Consider the following 13,605-nt stretch of genomic DNA (forward strand, 5'->3'; position numbering starts at 1 on the left):
GCCCCGGACCCGGAGCCCGCGGCCCCGCGGGCGGGGGAGCGCCGGTCAGAGCCGGGATTCGACCCCCGGCACCGTCCAGGCCGGCGCCGTGCCGGTGAGCTGGCAGACCATGAGGTACAGCGGGATCGGCGGGGTGTACGGGGAGGTGGCGTCCGGCCGCCGCATCAGGCGCGGACGCCGGTCCGGGACGTAGCCGCCGGGCGCGTAGCAAGAGGGCATCGGCCAGCGCAGGTCCGCGTCGGAACCGGCCGGGACGAGCCACCACCACCAGTCGGAGTCAGCGAACACGCAGCCGTTCCCGGGCAGCCTGCTCATCAGCCGCAGCCCGTGCCGCGCGGGCACCCCCACCGCGTCGCAGCCCAGGGTGGCCGGCAGGTGCGGCGGCGGGGAGAGCTGGACCTCGCCCAGCGACTCCTCCCACGGCGCGCCGGCCTTCTGGCGGTCGTGCGGTCCGCGCAGGGACAACAGGGTCACCATCGACCTCAGCATGGTTCCGCCGTGTCGTGGACCAGCTCCGCCCAGACGACGCGCCCCGCCCCGTGCCGGGCGTCGTGGGTGCCCCACGCGCTGCACAGCGCGTCGACGAGGATCAGCCCCCGGCCGCACTCCTCCCGCTCGGCCGCGCGCAGCCGCGGCCCGGTCACCCGGCAGCCCTCGTCGTGGACGGCGATCCGCACGTGCTCGCCCCGGTCCCGCAGCTCGCAGACGACGCGCCCGCTCGCGGTGTGCACCACGGCGTTGGTGAACAGCTCGGAGACGACCAGCTCGGCCGTGTCGCGCACGTCCCCGCCGGCGCCCCACAGGGCCAGGCGCTCCACGACGAGCCGGCGGGCCCGGCCCACCGACTCGGCGCGCGCGGGCAGCTCGAAGGCGAAGCGGCGGACGTCGGGGGTGCCCGGCCGGGACGCGTGCGCGCAGGGACGCGGGGCGCGGGGCAGGCCGTGGGGGTGTGGAGCGGGGGTCACCGGTCGAGCGGCTATGAGCTGGGGGGTGAGCGCATTACCAGGTGCCACGACCGATTCCTCACATGGGAGCGGCGCCGTGCGCCGCATCTCCCCGGGGCAGAGCGCGCGGCAGCCGCGTGAACTGGTTCACCGACTGGTTCATCGGAATACTTTCCTCCCGTCGCGGACACTTGGCAAGCGGCACTCTGAAATTTGCAGAGTGCTGTGTCCTCTCTGGCGTTCGCATGGCACACTCAACGAAAAAGCGCGTGGGGAGGTCAGAAGTGAGCGAGCCGCGGTCCGCCCCCACGGTGGGACAGGTCGTACTCGGCAAGCGACTCCAGGATCTGCGGGAGAGGGCGGGCCTGAAGCGGGAGGAGGCCGCCAAGGTCCTCCACGTGGCCCCGGCCACGATCCGCCGCATGGAGACGGCGGAGGTGGCCCTGAAGATCCCCTACGTCCAGTTGCTCCTCCAGGCGTACGGCGTCGGCCGCGACGAGGCGGACGGCTTCGTGCGGCTCGTCGAGGACGCCAACAGGCCCGGCTGGTGGCAGCGGTACCACGACGTGATGCCGGGCTGGTTCAGCATGTACGTCAGCCTGGAGGGCGCCGCCAGCCTCATCCGGGCCTACGAACCGCACTTCGTGCCCGGGCTGCTCCAGACCGAGGACTACGCCAGGGCCGTCCTCCGCGCCGGCGCCGTCGGACGGGTCAGCCCCGAGGACATCGAGCGCCACGTCGCGTTGCGGATGGAGCGGCAGGCCCTGCTGACCCGCCCCGACCCCCCGAAGTTCTGGGTGATCATGGATGAGACGGTGTTGCGGCGCCGCCCGCCCGGTGCCGACCCCGCGCTCATGCGCGCCCAGCTCGACCGGCTGGCCGAGGCGGCGGAACTGCCCCACGTCACCCTCCAGGTGGCGGAGTTCGCGACGGGCCACCACCCCGGCACGTACGGCCCCTTCGTGCTCTTCCGGTTCGCCGTGTCCGAACTCCCGGACATGGTCTACAGCGAGTACCTGACCGGCGCGGTCTACCTCGACGCGCGTCCCGAGGTGGCCTCCCACCTGGAGGTCCTGGACCGCATGGCGGCGCAGGCCGCCACCGCACCACGTACGAAGGAAATCCTCCGGGCTTTCCGCAAGGAGCTGTGAATGGTTCGCATATACAACGGCATGCCCGCCGCCGACCTCGGTGCCGAGGGGTGGCACAAGCCGTGGAGCGGCGGCAACGGCGGCAACTGCATCGAGGCCATGAAGCTGGCCGACGGCAGGGTCGCGGTGCGCCAGTCCGCCGATCCAGACGGCCCCGCCCTCATCTACACCCCCGGGGAGATCGCCGCGTTCATCCAGGGCGCCAAGTCCGGGCAGGCCGACTTCCTGCTCACCTGACCCGGGGTCATACAGTGTCGCCCACCCGGGAGTCGGCCGAGCGGCCGGCCCCGCGCACCGGAACGCCCCCAGCCACCGAGCACGTCCCGACCCCAGACCCCCGACCCCTGGAGCAGCCGATGACCGGGAACGACACCGCCACCGACGGCGCGTCCGCCGCAGGCGTGCGGATCGACACCAGCAAGCCGCATCCCGCCCGGATGTACGACTGGTTCCTCGGCGGCAAGGACAACTATCCGGTCGACGAGGAGATGGCCCGCCAGCTCCTGACCATCGACGCGCGCGGCCGCGACATGGCGCGCGTCAACCGGGCGTTCATGCACCGCGCGACCCGCTGGCTCGGCGGGGCCGGCGTCCGCCAGTACCTGGACGTCGGCACCGGCATCCCCACCGAGCCGAACCTCCACCAGATAGCCCAGCAGGTCGCGCCCGAGTCGCGGATCGTCTACTGCGACAACGACCCGATCGTCCTCGCCCACGCCGAGGCGCTGCTGCGCTCCACCCCGGAGGGCGCCACCGCGTACATCCAGGCCGACGCCCGCGACCCGCAGACCATCCTGGAGCGCGCCGGCGAGGTCCTCGACTTCACCCGGCCCGTCGCGCTGTCCCTGCTCGCGCTGCTCCACTTCGTCGACGACGAGGACGGCGCGTACGAGCTGGTGTCCCGGCTCGTCGAGCGGCTCGCGCCGGGCAGCTACCTCGTCCTGTCGCACGTCACCGGCGAGTTCGACCCCGAGGGCGCGGCGAAGGCGCGCGCCATGTACCGGGGGCGCGGCCTCACGCTGCGGCCGCGCACCCGCGAGGAGCTCACCCGCTTCTTCGACGGCCTGGAGCTGGTCGAGCCCGGTGTGACGCTGACCGCCGAGTGGCACCCGGAGCTGGGCGAGCCGGTCCAGGTCGCCGGCGACGGCCCCATCCCGGGGTACGCAGGCGTCGCCCGCAAGCCGTGACGGAGTCCCCGCCCGCGCGGGCGGAGTGAACCGCCGGTCCGCCGCACCCGCCGGTCCCGCCGGGCGGCGGTCGGCCGCCCGGAGCGGTTCCCGGACAGGCAAATGTCTCATTTGCCCCATTATCCTGACAGGGTGGATTCCTCTCCGACGTCTGTGGGGGCCGGTCCCGGTCGGCCCCCCGGTGGGGTGCGCGCGGAGATACGGGCGTCGTGGGAGCGGTCGCGCTCGCTCGGCATCGACGTCGAGGGCGTGGCACTGCCCATCGAGAGCGACCTGGACCCGGACTCGCGGCTGATCAGGGCCGCCGCGCCGGTGCTGGAGCGGCTGTGCGCGCGCTTCTCCGGGCTGCCGGTCACCGTGACGCTGGCGGACGCCCGCGCCAACATCATCGACCGGCGCGGCAACCCCGTGGGACTCGACCTGATGGACGAGGCGTCGCTGGTGCGGGGCGCCAACGTGGACGAGCGGTTCATGGGGACCAGCAGCGTCAGCATGGTCCTCAGCACCCGGGCGCCCTTCGTGGTCGTCGGACACGAGCACTTCCTGCACAACCTCAAGACGCTGACCTGCATGGCCGCACCCGTGCGCGACCCCGTCGGCGGCACCGTGCGGGGGGTGGTCAACCTCTCCGTCCCCGAGCGGCTGGCCAGGCCCGGAATGGCCCTGGTGCTCCAGGACGCCACTGACCTCATCGGGGAACGGCTGCTGGAGCTGAGCACGGCCCGGGAGCGCGAGCTGGTGACCTCCTTCCTCCAGGACAGGGAGCGCGGCCGGCACACCGGGCTCCTCCACGTCGGTACGGGCGAACTGGCCGGGTACGGCGGCACCGCGCCCCTGCTGGACCGGCAGGAGCGGTCCGTGCTGCTGGACGCCGCCGTCGACCTGATCGGCTCGAACGAGGAGTCGTCCGCCGAGGTCGCCCTGGCGGGCGGCCGCGTCGCCACGCTGAGCCGCAGGCCGCTGCGCCACGGCGACGCGGAGGGCGCCGCCGTCGAGGTCGTCTTCCACGGGTCCCGCGGCGCGCCCCCCGCCCGCATCACCGCACCGGGTACGGCGGTGCGGGGACCGGCGGCCCGGCCCGGCGGCCCCGCCACCGGCCCCGCGAGGGGCACCGCGACGGCGCCCGACGGGCGGGAGGTTCCGCTGCTCACCGCGGGCGGGACCGGCACCGCCCCGGACAAGGGCGGCGGGCACGGGGCCGGCACCGCTCCAAAGGAGGAGGCCGCAAACAGGGCCGGCACCGCTCCAACGGAGGACGGCGGAAACAGGGCCGGCACCGCCCCGGGCAAGGGCGCCGGGAACGGGACCGGCACCGCCCCGGAGGAAGGCGGCGGGAACGGGACCGACGCGTGGCTGTTGCTCGTCGGCGAGTCGGGTGTCGGCCGCCTGGCCGCCGAGGCGCGCGGGCGGCTCTCCCTGCTGAACGAGGCGGGCGTCCGCGTCGGCACCACCCTGGACATGCGGCGCACCGCCGAGGAACTGGCCGAGATCGCCGTACCGCGCTTCGCCGACCTCGCCGTGGTGGAGCTCGTGGAGGGCGTCCTCGCGGGCGAGGAACCGCCGCCCGGCCCGCTCGGCCCCGACACGGCCCTGCGCCGCGCCGCCCTGCGCACCGGCGTCCCGACCGACGGTACCGGCGCCTTCGCCGACCCCGGCCCGGTCCGGTACCCCGCGGGCGCCCCCCAGGCGCGGTGCCTGCACACGGGGCGGCCGGTGGCCGACTCCGTACCGGCGGCGGCCGCCGCCGCGCCCGCCGTCGGCGGCGCCCACCCGGTCGCCCTGCTGGGCGGGGGCGTCCACGCCTACGTCGCCGCCCCGCTGTACGCCAGGGGCCGCGTCTTCGGGCTGGCCGGCTTCTACCGGCGCGGCGAGGACCGCCCGTACGAGGAGGACGACCTGACCCTCGCCGGCGAACTCGCGGCCCGCGCCGCGATCAGCGTGGACAACGCCCGCCGCTTCAGCCGCGAGCACGACGCCTCGCTCATGCTCCAGCGCAGCCTGCTGCCGCACGCCCTGCCCCGCCTCACCGCCGCCGACCTCGCCTCCCGCTACCTGCCGGCGGACGGGCGGACCGGGGTGAGCACGGAGGTGGGCGGTGACTGGTTCGACGCCATCCCGCTGTCCGGGATGCGCGTCGCGCTGGTCGTCGGGGACGTCGCCGGCCACGGGCTGCAGGCGGCCGCCACCATGGGGCGGCTGCGCACGGCGGTGCGCACCCTCGCCGGTCTCGACCTGCCTCCCGAGGAGGTGCTGGCCCACCTGGACGAACTGGTCGGGCGCCCCTCCGGCGACCCGGCCGAGGAACACGACCCCGCCACGGCCACGACCTGCCTGTACGCGGTGTACGACCCGGTCACCTGCCGCTGCACCGCCGCCCGGGCCGGCCACCCCCCGCCGGCCGTGGCACCGCCCGGCGGCGAGGCGCGACTGCTCGACCTGCCGTCCGGGCCGCCGCTGGGGCTCGGCGGGCTCCAGCCGTACGAGTCCGCCGCCGTCGACCTCGCCCCCGGCAGCCTCCTGGCGCTGTACACCGACGGGCTCCTCAAGGAGGGCCTCGGTTACGGCGACACCGAGGCGGCGACCGGCCGGCTGCTGTCCGCGCTGGCCGCCCCCGGCCCGGCGCGCGGCCCGCAGCGCGACCCGGAGCGGGTCTGCGACCGGATCACGGACGCCGTGCTGCCCGGCGGCCCGCGCGACGACGTGGCGCTGCTCGTGGCCCGGGTGCGCGCCCTGCCCGCCGACCAGGTGGCCGCCTGGGAGCTGCCCGCCGCCCCGTCCGTCGTCGCCGACGCCCGGGCGCTGGTGCGCCGGAAGCTCACCGAGTGGGGACTGGCGGACATGGAGTTCACCACCGGCCTGGTGGTCAGCGAACTGGTCACCAACGCCGTGCGGTACGGGGGCGGCGGCCCCGTGTCGCTGCGGCTGCTCCGCGACGAGACGCTGATCTGCGAGGTGTCCGACCACAGCAACTCGTCGCCCCGCATCCGGCGGGCGGCCACGACCGAGGAGGGCGGGCGCGGTCTGTTCCTCGTGGCGCAGTTCACCAGGAGGTGGGGCGCCCGGTTCATGCCGCAGGGCAAGACGGTGTGGGCCGAGCAGGTGCCGCACGCGGACCGGCAGACCCCGGAGGCGGACGAGCACGCGCTGCTGGCGATGTTCGACGACGTGGTGTGAGCCCCCGGGGGCCGGCGCACGCCCATGCCGCACGCCGCACGCCGCACGGTCACGCGTCGGCCGCCGCCCCGGCGGGCGGCGCTTTCCCGCGGCCCCTAGACGAGGTACGCGAGCCCCGGGTGCTCCGCCCGGTACGCGTCCAGCAGCCGCCGCGCCACCGCGACCGAGTCGACCAGCGGGTGCAGGGCGAACGCCTTCACCGCCGTCTCCCGCGACCCGCTCTCCGCCGCCGCGAGCACCTCCCGCTCCACCGCCTTCACCGCCGCCACCAGCCCCACCGCGTGGTACGGCAGCGGCGCCACGGACACCGGATGCGCGCCGTTCGCGTCCACCAGGCACGGCACCTCGACCACCGCGTCCGCGTCGAGCCCCGGGAGCGCCGACCGGTTGCGGACGTTCAGGATCAGCGTGGCCCGCTCGTCGCGGGCGACGGCCCGCATCAGCGCGAGCGCCACCTGCTCGTACCCGCCCGGCTCCAGGTCCTCCTCGGCGCGGCCCCCGGTGTCGCCGGCCGCCGCCCGGTTGGCGGCCATGTACGTGGCCTCCCGCTCGGCGAGGGTGCGCCGCCACGCGTCCAGGGCCCGCACCTCCGGCCGGGCGGCCGCCGCGTAGAACCCGGCCTGCTGGTCGCGCAGGTACGCGCCGCGCGTCCGCTCGGCCTCCCGGTAGGCCCGCACCGTCTCGCGGTTGGCGTAGTAGTAGTGCAGGTACTCGTTGGGGATCGCGCCCAGCGAGCGGAGCCACCCGGCGCCGAACAGCCTGCCCTCCTCGAACGAGCCGAGCGCCGCCTCGTCCGCGAGGAGCCGCGGCAGCAGGTCCCGCCCGCCGACTCGCAACCCGCGCAGCCAGCCCAGGTGGTTGAGGCCCGCGTAGTCGACCCACGCCTGAGCCGGGTCGGCGCCCAGCACCCGCGCCACCCGCCGGCCCAGCCCCACCGGCGAGTCGCAGATGCCGATCACCCGGTCGCCCAGCACCCGCGACATCGCCTCCGTCACCAGGCCCGCCGGGTTGGTGAAGTTGATGACCCAGGCGTCCGGGGCCAGCCGCGCCACGCGCCGGGCGACGTCCACCGCCACCGGGACGGTCCGCAGCCCGTACGCGATGCCGCCCGCGCCCACCGTCTCCTGCCCCAGCACGCCCTCGGCGAGCGCCACCCGCTCGTCGGCGGCCCGGCCGGCGAGGCCGCCGACGCGGATCGCCGAGAAGACGAAGTCCGCGCCGCGCAGCGCCTCGTCGAGGTCGGTCGTCACCGTCACGGCGGGCGCGCCGGCGACACCGGCGGCCTGCTCGGCCAGCACGCGGCCGATCGCCGACAGCCGGTCCGCGTCCACGTCGTGCAGGACGACGCGGGCGACCCGGCCCTCGCCCCGGTCGGCCAGCAGCGCCCGGTACACCAGCGGCACCCGGAACCCGCCGCCGCCCAGAATCGTCAGCCTCATGCCCGTACGCTACTGCCTCGCCCTCACCCCAGGTCGAGCGCGTTCGGCAGGCCCAGCCGGTACCGGACGCGGTCGTGCCGCTTCAGCGCCTCCAGCTCCGGCGGACGGAACAGCGGGACGACCGTGCAGCGCGGCGCCGTCGAACCCGCCTGGTCCAGCAGGGCGTTGACGGCCTGCCGGGCCGACGCGTTGGCGCCCTCCATGGTCGCCAGGTCGATGTCGACGGACACGTAGTCCCCGGCGAGGAAGAAGTTCGGCACCTGCGTCCTGGACCGGGGACGGTCGTAGAAGGTGCCCACCGGGTGGACGAGCAGTTCGTCCTCGTTGGTGGGGTGCGGCGTGCCCAGGCCGTCGACACCAGGGTCCAGGAACCACGAGTGGAGCGCGCCGTCCTTCAGCGCCGGGCTCCCCGTGTCGTTCAGGGCGGCCTTCAGTTGCGCCCACACCTCCCGCGCCACCTGGTCGCGGGTGCACTGCTTGGCGGTCTTCCCGTACAGGATGCCGGGCCGGTCCCACTCCGAGACGTCGACCGACAGGCAGTCCACGACCGCGCCGTCGCCGTACTCGGCGGCGAAGTCCCGTCCCGCCCAGTGGTGGGCCTGCGCGATGCACGTCAGCGCCCAGGGCGAGTCGACGCAGTTCACGTGGCCGCGCACGAGCGGTGGCCGCTCGGTCAGGTAGAACTGGATGCCCGTCATCCAGTCCGTGCGGAGGCGGTCGCACCGGGCGAGCTGCGGGTCGGCCGCCCGCAGCCGCGGCCCCCAGGTGCGGCGGGCGTGCTCCACCGGCAGCGCGCTGATGTAGTGGTCGGCGGTGACCTCGTGGCGCGCCCCGCCCGGGTCGTCGACCAGCGCGGCGGTGATCCGACCGTCGCCGTACCGCATCTCCCGCAGCGTCCAGCCGACCTTGAACTCCACGCCGAGGGAGCTCAGGTGGGCCGTCCACGGGTCGATCCACGCCTGGTTGGTCGGCACGTCGAGGACGCGGTCCGGCGGGCCGTCCGCGCCCCGGCCGAGCGCGTTGAACACGAACGCCTCACCGATGGTGCCCACGGTGCGGGTGCTGGCCTCCTCCGCCTTGGTGGCGACGATGTTGCGGGTGAGGCCGATGGCGAGGAGCCGCTGGTAGTCGAGGGACATCCGGCCGGCGCGGATGAACTCCCACCACGGCGTGCGCTCCCACACCTCGTCGCGCCGCTCCGGGCAGCTGGTCATGAAGACGAGGGCGCGGTTGGCGAAGTACGCCGCCTCGTGAGGGGGCAGCCGGAGCGCCGTGTCGAGCAGCGCGGTCAGGGAGCGGCGCAGCTCGTCGAGGGTGAGGTGCTCCGGCTTCTGCCCAGGCCAGGGGATGGGCAAGCGCAGGTCCTCGCGGCCGGTGCGGGCGAGCGCCATCTCGCGGGGGGCGACGAGGTTGTCGTACACGCCGTTCGGCTTCCCCGGGAACGGGATGCGCCGCATCGTGTCCGGCAGGTTGTGGTAGATGCCCGGGATGAACCGGAAGCCGTGCTCGCCCGGGAGCGGCCTGCGTCCGCCCCGCGCGCTGCCGGGGACATCCATGCTGCGCGCCTTGCCGCCGAGGGCCCGCCGCTCGTACACGGTGACGCGGAAACCCCGCTCGGCCAGCTCGTGCGCCGCCGTCAGCCCCGCGACCCCGCCGCCCAGGACCGCGACGGTGCCGCCGTCGGCCGCGGAGCGCGCGGGGCGGGGGGCTGCGGCCCGAGCGGGGCCGGCGGCCCTCGCCCCGGCGACGGCGCCCGCGCCCGCCACGAACGCACGCCGTGTCGTACCCTTACGCTCCATGTTCGCTCCTTCACGGACGGTGACGAGCGCGTCCCGTTCAGGAGGATAGGGCGGCCCCTCGGGGGCTCGGAAGCACCGCGCCCGCGGGCCGTGCGCCCTGGCCGGAACCCGCCACGGGGTGGCCGCCGGGCAGAATGGCCCCATGCCGCGACGCAAGCCCCGCCCGAAGCACGCCCCCGCCGCACCCGCCCCGGCCGTCCGGCCGGAGGACCCGTGCCCCTGCGGGCTGCCCGCCCCGTACGCGCAGTGCTGCGGCCGCTTCCACACGGGCGGCGAGACGGCCCCGACCGCGGAGCGGCTGATGCGCTCCCGCTACAGCGCCTTCGTGGCGCGCGACGAGCCGTACCTGCTGCGCACCTGGTCACCCGCCACGCGACCGCGCACCGTCGACTTCGACCCGGACACGCGCTGGACCGGCCTGGAGATCCTGGACACCATCGACGGCACCCTGTTCCACACGACCGGCACGGTCGCCTTCACCGCCCGCTACACCCACCGCGGCGAGCCGGGCGCCCTGCGCGAACGCAGCCGCTTCGAGAAGGCGGACGGCCACTGGCTGTACGTGGACGGCACCTTCGACTGACCGGTCAGTGGACACCGCCGCCGGGGCGGAGCACCAGGCCCGGGTGGTAGGCGGCGAGCACCTTGTTCGCGCGGGCCAGCGCCGCCAGGGCGTGTTCCCGGTCGGCCTGGTCCTCCTGGCACATGGGGCCGCGGAAGCGGCGCACCTCACGGGCCGCGCACTCGGCGTCGATCTCCGCCTGAAGGACGCCCGCCGGCATGCAGGACCCGATCAGGGCGGCGACGTGGTCGGGGATCGGGACGGGGATGAGGCGCGACACGGTCACGAGAGGTCCTTTACTGCCGTCCTGCTTGTGGCAGGGGCCGGGTGCGGGGTGTACCTCCCTATGGTGACGGCTCGCGGGTGCCGGTTCTCATCCGGGTCTGTATCCGTCCTGCAACCGTTTCGGCGTTTCCTTCCCCCGCGAGGGGTACCCGAGCGGGCCGGAGGTGATCGCATGCCCGAGCCAGGCAGCAAGAAGTACGACATCCACCGCGCCCGGCTCCGCAAGGAGGCCGAAGGCCGGGGCGTCTCCGACCAGGAGGCCAACGACGAGGCGAACGCGACGCTGCAGAGGTCGCCCGGATGGCGCTCCCGCGGCCCCCGCACCGAACGCGGCCGTGGCCCCAAGGGCGAACGCCAGGGGGAGTGACCCCGTCGGACGGCGGGGCGGGCGCGGGCCGCGACCACGGGGCCCGCGCCCGCCCCGTGGTCACGGCCCCGACGTGGTCACGGGCCCGACGGCCCACCGGCAGGTCCACGGCACGACTCCGCGCCCGAGCCGGCCCGATGTGCGCGTCGTGCGCGCTCCGCCTACCGTGGCGCCCATGGGAGAAGCGGTGGAGCTGGGGGCCGGGAGGCGGACCGTGTGCCCGTCCGGTCCCGACTGGGTGTGCCCCGCAGCCGAGCCGCGCCGAGAAGGAGTGACACGCCCATGCTCACCACCCGATTCGTCACCGGGTCCCCCGTCTGGGTCGACCTCGGCACGCCCGACCTCGACGGGGCCCGGTCGTTCTACCGGTCCCTGTTCGGCTGGGAGTTCGCGCCGGCGGGTCCCGAGGCCGGTGGCTACGGGATGTTCACCCGGGAGGGCAGGACCGTCGCGGGCGGCGTGCCCGTCCCGCCCGAGCGGGGCGGATCGGCCTGGACGCTGTACTTCCGCACCCCCGACGCCGAGGCCGCCGCGACCGCCGTGCGGGCGGGTGGCGGCAGCGTCGCCGTCGACCCGACGGACGTCTTCGACCTCGGCCGCACGGCCCTGTTCACCGACCCCACCGGCGCGGGCTTCGGCGTCTGGCAGCCCGGCGCCCACCAGGGCCTCGACCTGGCCGGCGAACCCGGTGCGCTGAGCTGGACGGAGCTGTACACCCCCGACCCCGTGGCCGACCTGTCCTTCTACGACATGGTCTTCGGCATGGAGGCCCACACCGCCGGCGCGTACACGCTGCTCCAGCCGTCCGGCACGGGCCTGGCCTCGCCCGGTGACGCGTTCGGCGCCGTCGTCCCGCTCGTGGGCGACCCGTCCGAGGCGGCCGGCGGCCCGTCCTGGACGCCGTACTTCGAGGTCGACGACCTCGACGCGGCCGTCGCGGAGGCCGAACGGAACGGCGGGAAGGTCCGCAAGGGCCCCGCCGACCTGGCGGGCCTCGGCCGCTGCGCCAAGCTCACCGACCCGTACGGCGCCCGGTTCGCGGTCCTCCACCGCGACCGCGGCGGATCGTGACACGCCCGGCCGGGCAACTCCTTGTCCTGTCACCGTGCGCGGGTCCATCCTGACGGGGAGCGACCGCTTCGACGGGCGTTGATCCGTCGTTGACGAGCCGTTTATCGGTCTTGGGCACGGTGGTCCGCATGCCGACGTACCGCACCGAGGACCGCCCCGCGGTCCGCACCGAAGACCGTTCCGCGGTCCGCACCGAGGACCGCCCCGCCCGCCGTGCCGCGCTCCGCCCCGCCCCGGCCGACGCCGAGCTCTCCTGGCAGGAGGCCGCCCTGTGCGCCCAGACGGGGCCCGAGCTGTTCTTCCCCGAGCCGGGTTCGTCGACCCGCGAGGCGAAGTTCCTCTGCGGGATGTGCGAGGGCCGCGAGGCGTGCCTGGAGTACGCGCTCACGCACGACGAGCGGTTCGGCGTCTGGGGCGGGCTGTCGGAGCAGGAGCGGTACGCGCTCAAGCGGCGGCGCGCCGGCCGCCGCTGAGCCCGGCGCCCGGCGCGCCGGGCGCCCCGCCGGCCGCCGCTGAGCCCGCCGGCCGCCGCCCCGCCCGGCGGGGACCGCCGGGCCCCACCGGCCGTCAGCGTCCGGCGCGGGCCGCCATCCGGGCCTTGCGCGCGGCGAGCTTCTCGTCGAACTTCGACGCCTCCGCGTCCAGCCCGTTCATGTACATGCCCAGCTCCTCCTGCGCCTTGAGGCCCTCCGGGCCGAGCCCGTCGATCTCCAGGACCTTGAGGAACCGCAGCACCGGCTGGATCACGTCGTCGTGGTGGATGCGCAGGTTGTAGATCTCGCCGATGGCCATCTGGGCCGCCGCCCGCTCGAAGCCCGGCATGCCGTGCCCGGGCATCCGGAAGTTGACCACCACGTCCCTGACCGCCTGCATGGTGAGGTCGGGAGCGAGCTCGAAGGCCGCGCCCAGCAGGTTCCGGTAGAAGACCATGTGCAGGTTCTCGTCCGTCGCGATGCGCGCCAGCATGCGGTCGCACACCGGATCGCCCGACTGGTGCCCGGTGTTGCGGTGCGAGATCCGCGTCGCCAGCTCCTGGAACGCCACGTACGCCACCGAGTGCAGCATCGAGTGCCGGTTGTCCGACTCGAAGCCCTCGCTCATGTGGGCCATGCGGAACTGCTCCAGCTTGTCCGGGTCCACCGCCCGCGAGGCGAGCAGGTAGTCCCGCATCACGATGCCGTGGCGGCCCTCCTCGGCGGTCCAGCGGTGCACCCACGTGCCCCAGGCGCCGTCCCGGCCGAAGAGGGTGGCGATCTCGTGGTGGTAGCTCGGCAGGTTGTCCTCCGTGAGCAGGTTCACCACCAGGGCGATCCGGCCCACGTCGGTCACCTTCGACTGCTGCGGGTCCCAGGGCTCGCCGTCCTCGAAGAAGCCCGGGAAGTTCCGGCCGTCCGACCACGGCACGTACTCGTGCGGCATCCAGTCCTTGACGACCTTGAGGTGGCGGTTCAGTTCCTTCTCGACCACCTCTTCCAACGCGTGCAGCAGCCGGGCATCGGTCCACTCCGCCGAACTGCCGAGGTAGGGAGAGGTAAGGGTCACGGGTGCTCCTGGAAGAACGATCAGTACCTACGGATTCGTAGGTTACGAGACCGTAGGTTAAGCGGGCCGTAAGGCCCTCGCCAA

At 74.8% G+C, this 13,605-nt stretch carries 13 protein-coding genes and 1 pseudogene; 8 read left to right on the forward strand and 6 right to left on the reverse strand.

All coding sequences use genetic code 11. The features are described from left to right. Window positions 1–45: 45 nt before the first annotated feature. Both RND61_RS29295 and RND61_RS29300 read right to left on the reverse strand, forming a co-directional pair. Complete coding sequence (locus tag RND61_RS29295; protein WP_391654394.1) at window positions 46–489, reverse strand: hypothetical protein; 444 nt, start codon at window positions 487–489, stop codon at window positions 46–48. Then, a complete protein-coding gene (locus RND61_RS29300; protein WP_391654396.1) occupies window positions 483–1,013 on the reverse strand; it encodes an ATP-binding protein in 531 nt (176 codons plus the stop codon). Before RND61_RS29300 ends, RND61_RS29295 begins: the two co-directional genes overlap by 7 nt. 215 nt (window positions 1,014–1,228) lie before the next feature. On the opposite strand from RND61_RS29300, the gene RND61_RS29305 reads away from it, so the two are divergent. The 4 genes from RND61_RS29305 (at window position 1,229) to RND61_RS29320 (ending at window position 6,456) form a co-directional block, all read left to right on the forward strand. Continuing rightward, the gene (locus RND61_RS29305; RefSeq protein WP_315881170.1) at window positions 1,229–2,095 is read left to right on the forward strand and encodes a helix-turn-helix domain-containing protein; all 867 of its coding nucleotides are present in this window, start codon (window positions 1,229–1,231) and stop codon (window positions 2,093–2,095) included. Beyond that, window positions 2,096–2,332 (forward strand): DUF397 domain-containing protein, encoded by a 237-nt coding sequence (locus RND61_RS29310; RefSeq protein ID WP_023590865.1) that lies wholly within the window; start codon window positions 2,096–2,098, stop codon window positions 2,330–2,332. A 119-nt stretch (window positions 2,333–2,451) separates the two neighbouring features. Next, window positions 2,452–3,282, forward strand: coding sequence for an SAM-dependent methyltransferase (locus RND61_RS29315; protein ID WP_315881171.1), 831 nt, complete (start codon window positions 2,452–2,454; stop codon window positions 3,280–3,282). Window positions 3,283–3,468: 186 nt separating this feature from the next. Continuing rightward, window positions 3,469–6,456: a SpoIIE family protein phosphatase gene (locus tag RND61_RS29320; RefSeq protein ID WP_315881172.1), complete on the forward strand. Its 2,988-nt coding sequence runs from the start codon at window positions 3,469–3,471 to the stop codon at window positions 6,454–6,456. Between the two features lie 95 nt (window positions 6,457–6,551). On the opposite strand, the gene RND61_RS29325 is transcribed toward RND61_RS29320, so the two are convergent. Together RND61_RS29325 and RND61_RS29330 are read right to left on the reverse strand one after the other, a co-directional pair. Beyond that, window positions 6,552–7,895, reverse strand: coding sequence for a 6-phospho-beta-glucosidase (locus RND61_RS29325; protein WP_315881173.1), 1,344 nt, complete (start codon window positions 7,893–7,895; stop codon window positions 6,552–6,554). 23 nt (window positions 7,896–7,918) lie between these two features. Further along, window positions 7,919–9,694, reverse strand: a complete 1,776-nt coding sequence (locus tag RND61_RS29330; protein WP_315881174.1) for a hydroxysqualene dehydroxylase — start codon at window positions 9,692–9,694, stop codon at window positions 7,919–7,921. Window positions 9,695–9,836: 142 nt separating this feature from the next. On the opposite strand from RND61_RS29330, the gene RND61_RS29335 reads away from it, so the two are divergent. Next, the gene (locus RND61_RS29335) at window positions 9,837–10,277 is read left to right on the forward strand and encodes a YchJ family protein (RefSeq protein WP_315881175.1); all 441 of its coding nucleotides are present in this window, start codon (window positions 9,837–9,839) and stop codon (window positions 10,275–10,277) included. A gap of 4 nt (window positions 10,278–10,281) precedes the next feature. Here RND61_RS29335 and RND61_RS29340 read toward each other — a convergent pair whose 3' ends face one another. Beyond that, complete coding sequence (locus RND61_RS29340; protein ID WP_315881176.1) at window positions 10,282–10,542, reverse strand: hypothetical protein; 261 nt, start codon at window positions 10,540–10,542, stop codon at window positions 10,282–10,284. A gap of 171 nt (window positions 10,543–10,713) precedes the next feature. Between RND61_RS29340 and RND61_RS29345 the strand changes: the two genes are divergently transcribed. The 3 genes and pseudogenes from RND61_RS29345 to RND61_RS29355 form a co-directional block, all read left to right on the forward strand. Beyond that, window positions 10,714–10,908, forward strand: a complete 195-nt coding sequence (locus RND61_RS29345) for a hypothetical protein (protein WP_315881177.1) — start codon at window positions 10,714–10,716, stop codon at window positions 10,906–10,908. Between the two features lie 282 nt (window positions 10,909–11,190). Beyond that, window positions 11,191–11,979 carry a VOC family protein gene (locus RND61_RS29350; protein WP_315881178.1) on the forward strand — a complete coding sequence of 263 codons (789 nt, stop codon included), beginning with the start codon at window positions 11,191–11,193 and terminating at the stop codon, window positions 11,977–11,979. 245 nt (window positions 11,980–12,224) lie between these two features. After that, window positions 12,225–12,452 (forward strand): annotated as a pseudogene (locus RND61_RS29355) (WhiB family transcriptional regulator); the annotation flags it as partial. 94 nt (window positions 12,453–12,546) lie between these two features. Here RND61_RS29355 and RND61_RS29360 read toward each other — a convergent pair. Then, window positions 12,547–13,521: an acyl-ACP desaturase gene (locus tag RND61_RS29360; protein ID WP_315881179.1), complete on the reverse strand. Its 975-nt coding sequence runs from the start codon at window positions 13,519–13,521 to the stop codon at window positions 12,547–12,549. Between the last annotated feature and the right edge of the window lie 84 nt (window positions 13,522–13,605).

The sequence above is a fragment of the Streptomyces tamarix genome, assembly GCF_032423885.1.
Lineage (GTDB): Bacteria > Actinomycetota > Actinomycetes > Streptomycetales > Streptomycetaceae > Streptomyces > Streptomyces tamarix.

Bases quoted from the DNA above. Each gene is read 5' to 3' on its own strand.
- RND61_RS29295 (WP_391654394.1), bottom strand. From the start codon at position 489: ATGCTGAGGTCGATGGTGACCCTGTTGTCCCTGCGCGGACCGCACGAC.
- RND61_RS29310 (WP_023590865.1), top strand. From the start codon at position 2,096: ATGGTTCGCATATACAACGGCATGCCCGCCGCCGACCTCGGTGCCGAG.
- RND61_RS29315 (WP_315881171.1), top strand. From the start codon at position 2,452: ATGACCGGGAACGACACCGCCACCGACGGCGCGTCCGCCGCAGGCGTG.
- RND61_RS29325 (WP_315881173.1), bottom strand. From the start codon at position 7,895: ATGAGGCTGACGATTCTGGGCGGCGGCGGGTTCCGGGTGCCGCTGGTG.
- RND61_RS29330 (WP_315881174.1), bottom strand. From the start codon at position 9,694: ATGGAGCGTAAGGGTACGACACGGCGTGCGTTCGTGGCGGGCGCGGGC.
- RND61_RS29335 (WP_315881175.1), top strand. From the start codon at position 9,837: ATGCCGCGACGCAAGCCCCGCCCGAAGCACGCCCCCGCCGCACCCGCC.
- RND61_RS29345 (WP_315881177.1), top strand. From the start codon at position 10,714: ATGCCCGAGCCAGGCAGCAAGAAGTACGACATCCACCGCGCCCGGCTC.
- RND61_RS29350 (WP_315881178.1), top strand. From the start codon at position 11,191: ATGCTCACCACCCGATTCGTCACCGGGTCCCCCGTCTGGGTCGACCTC.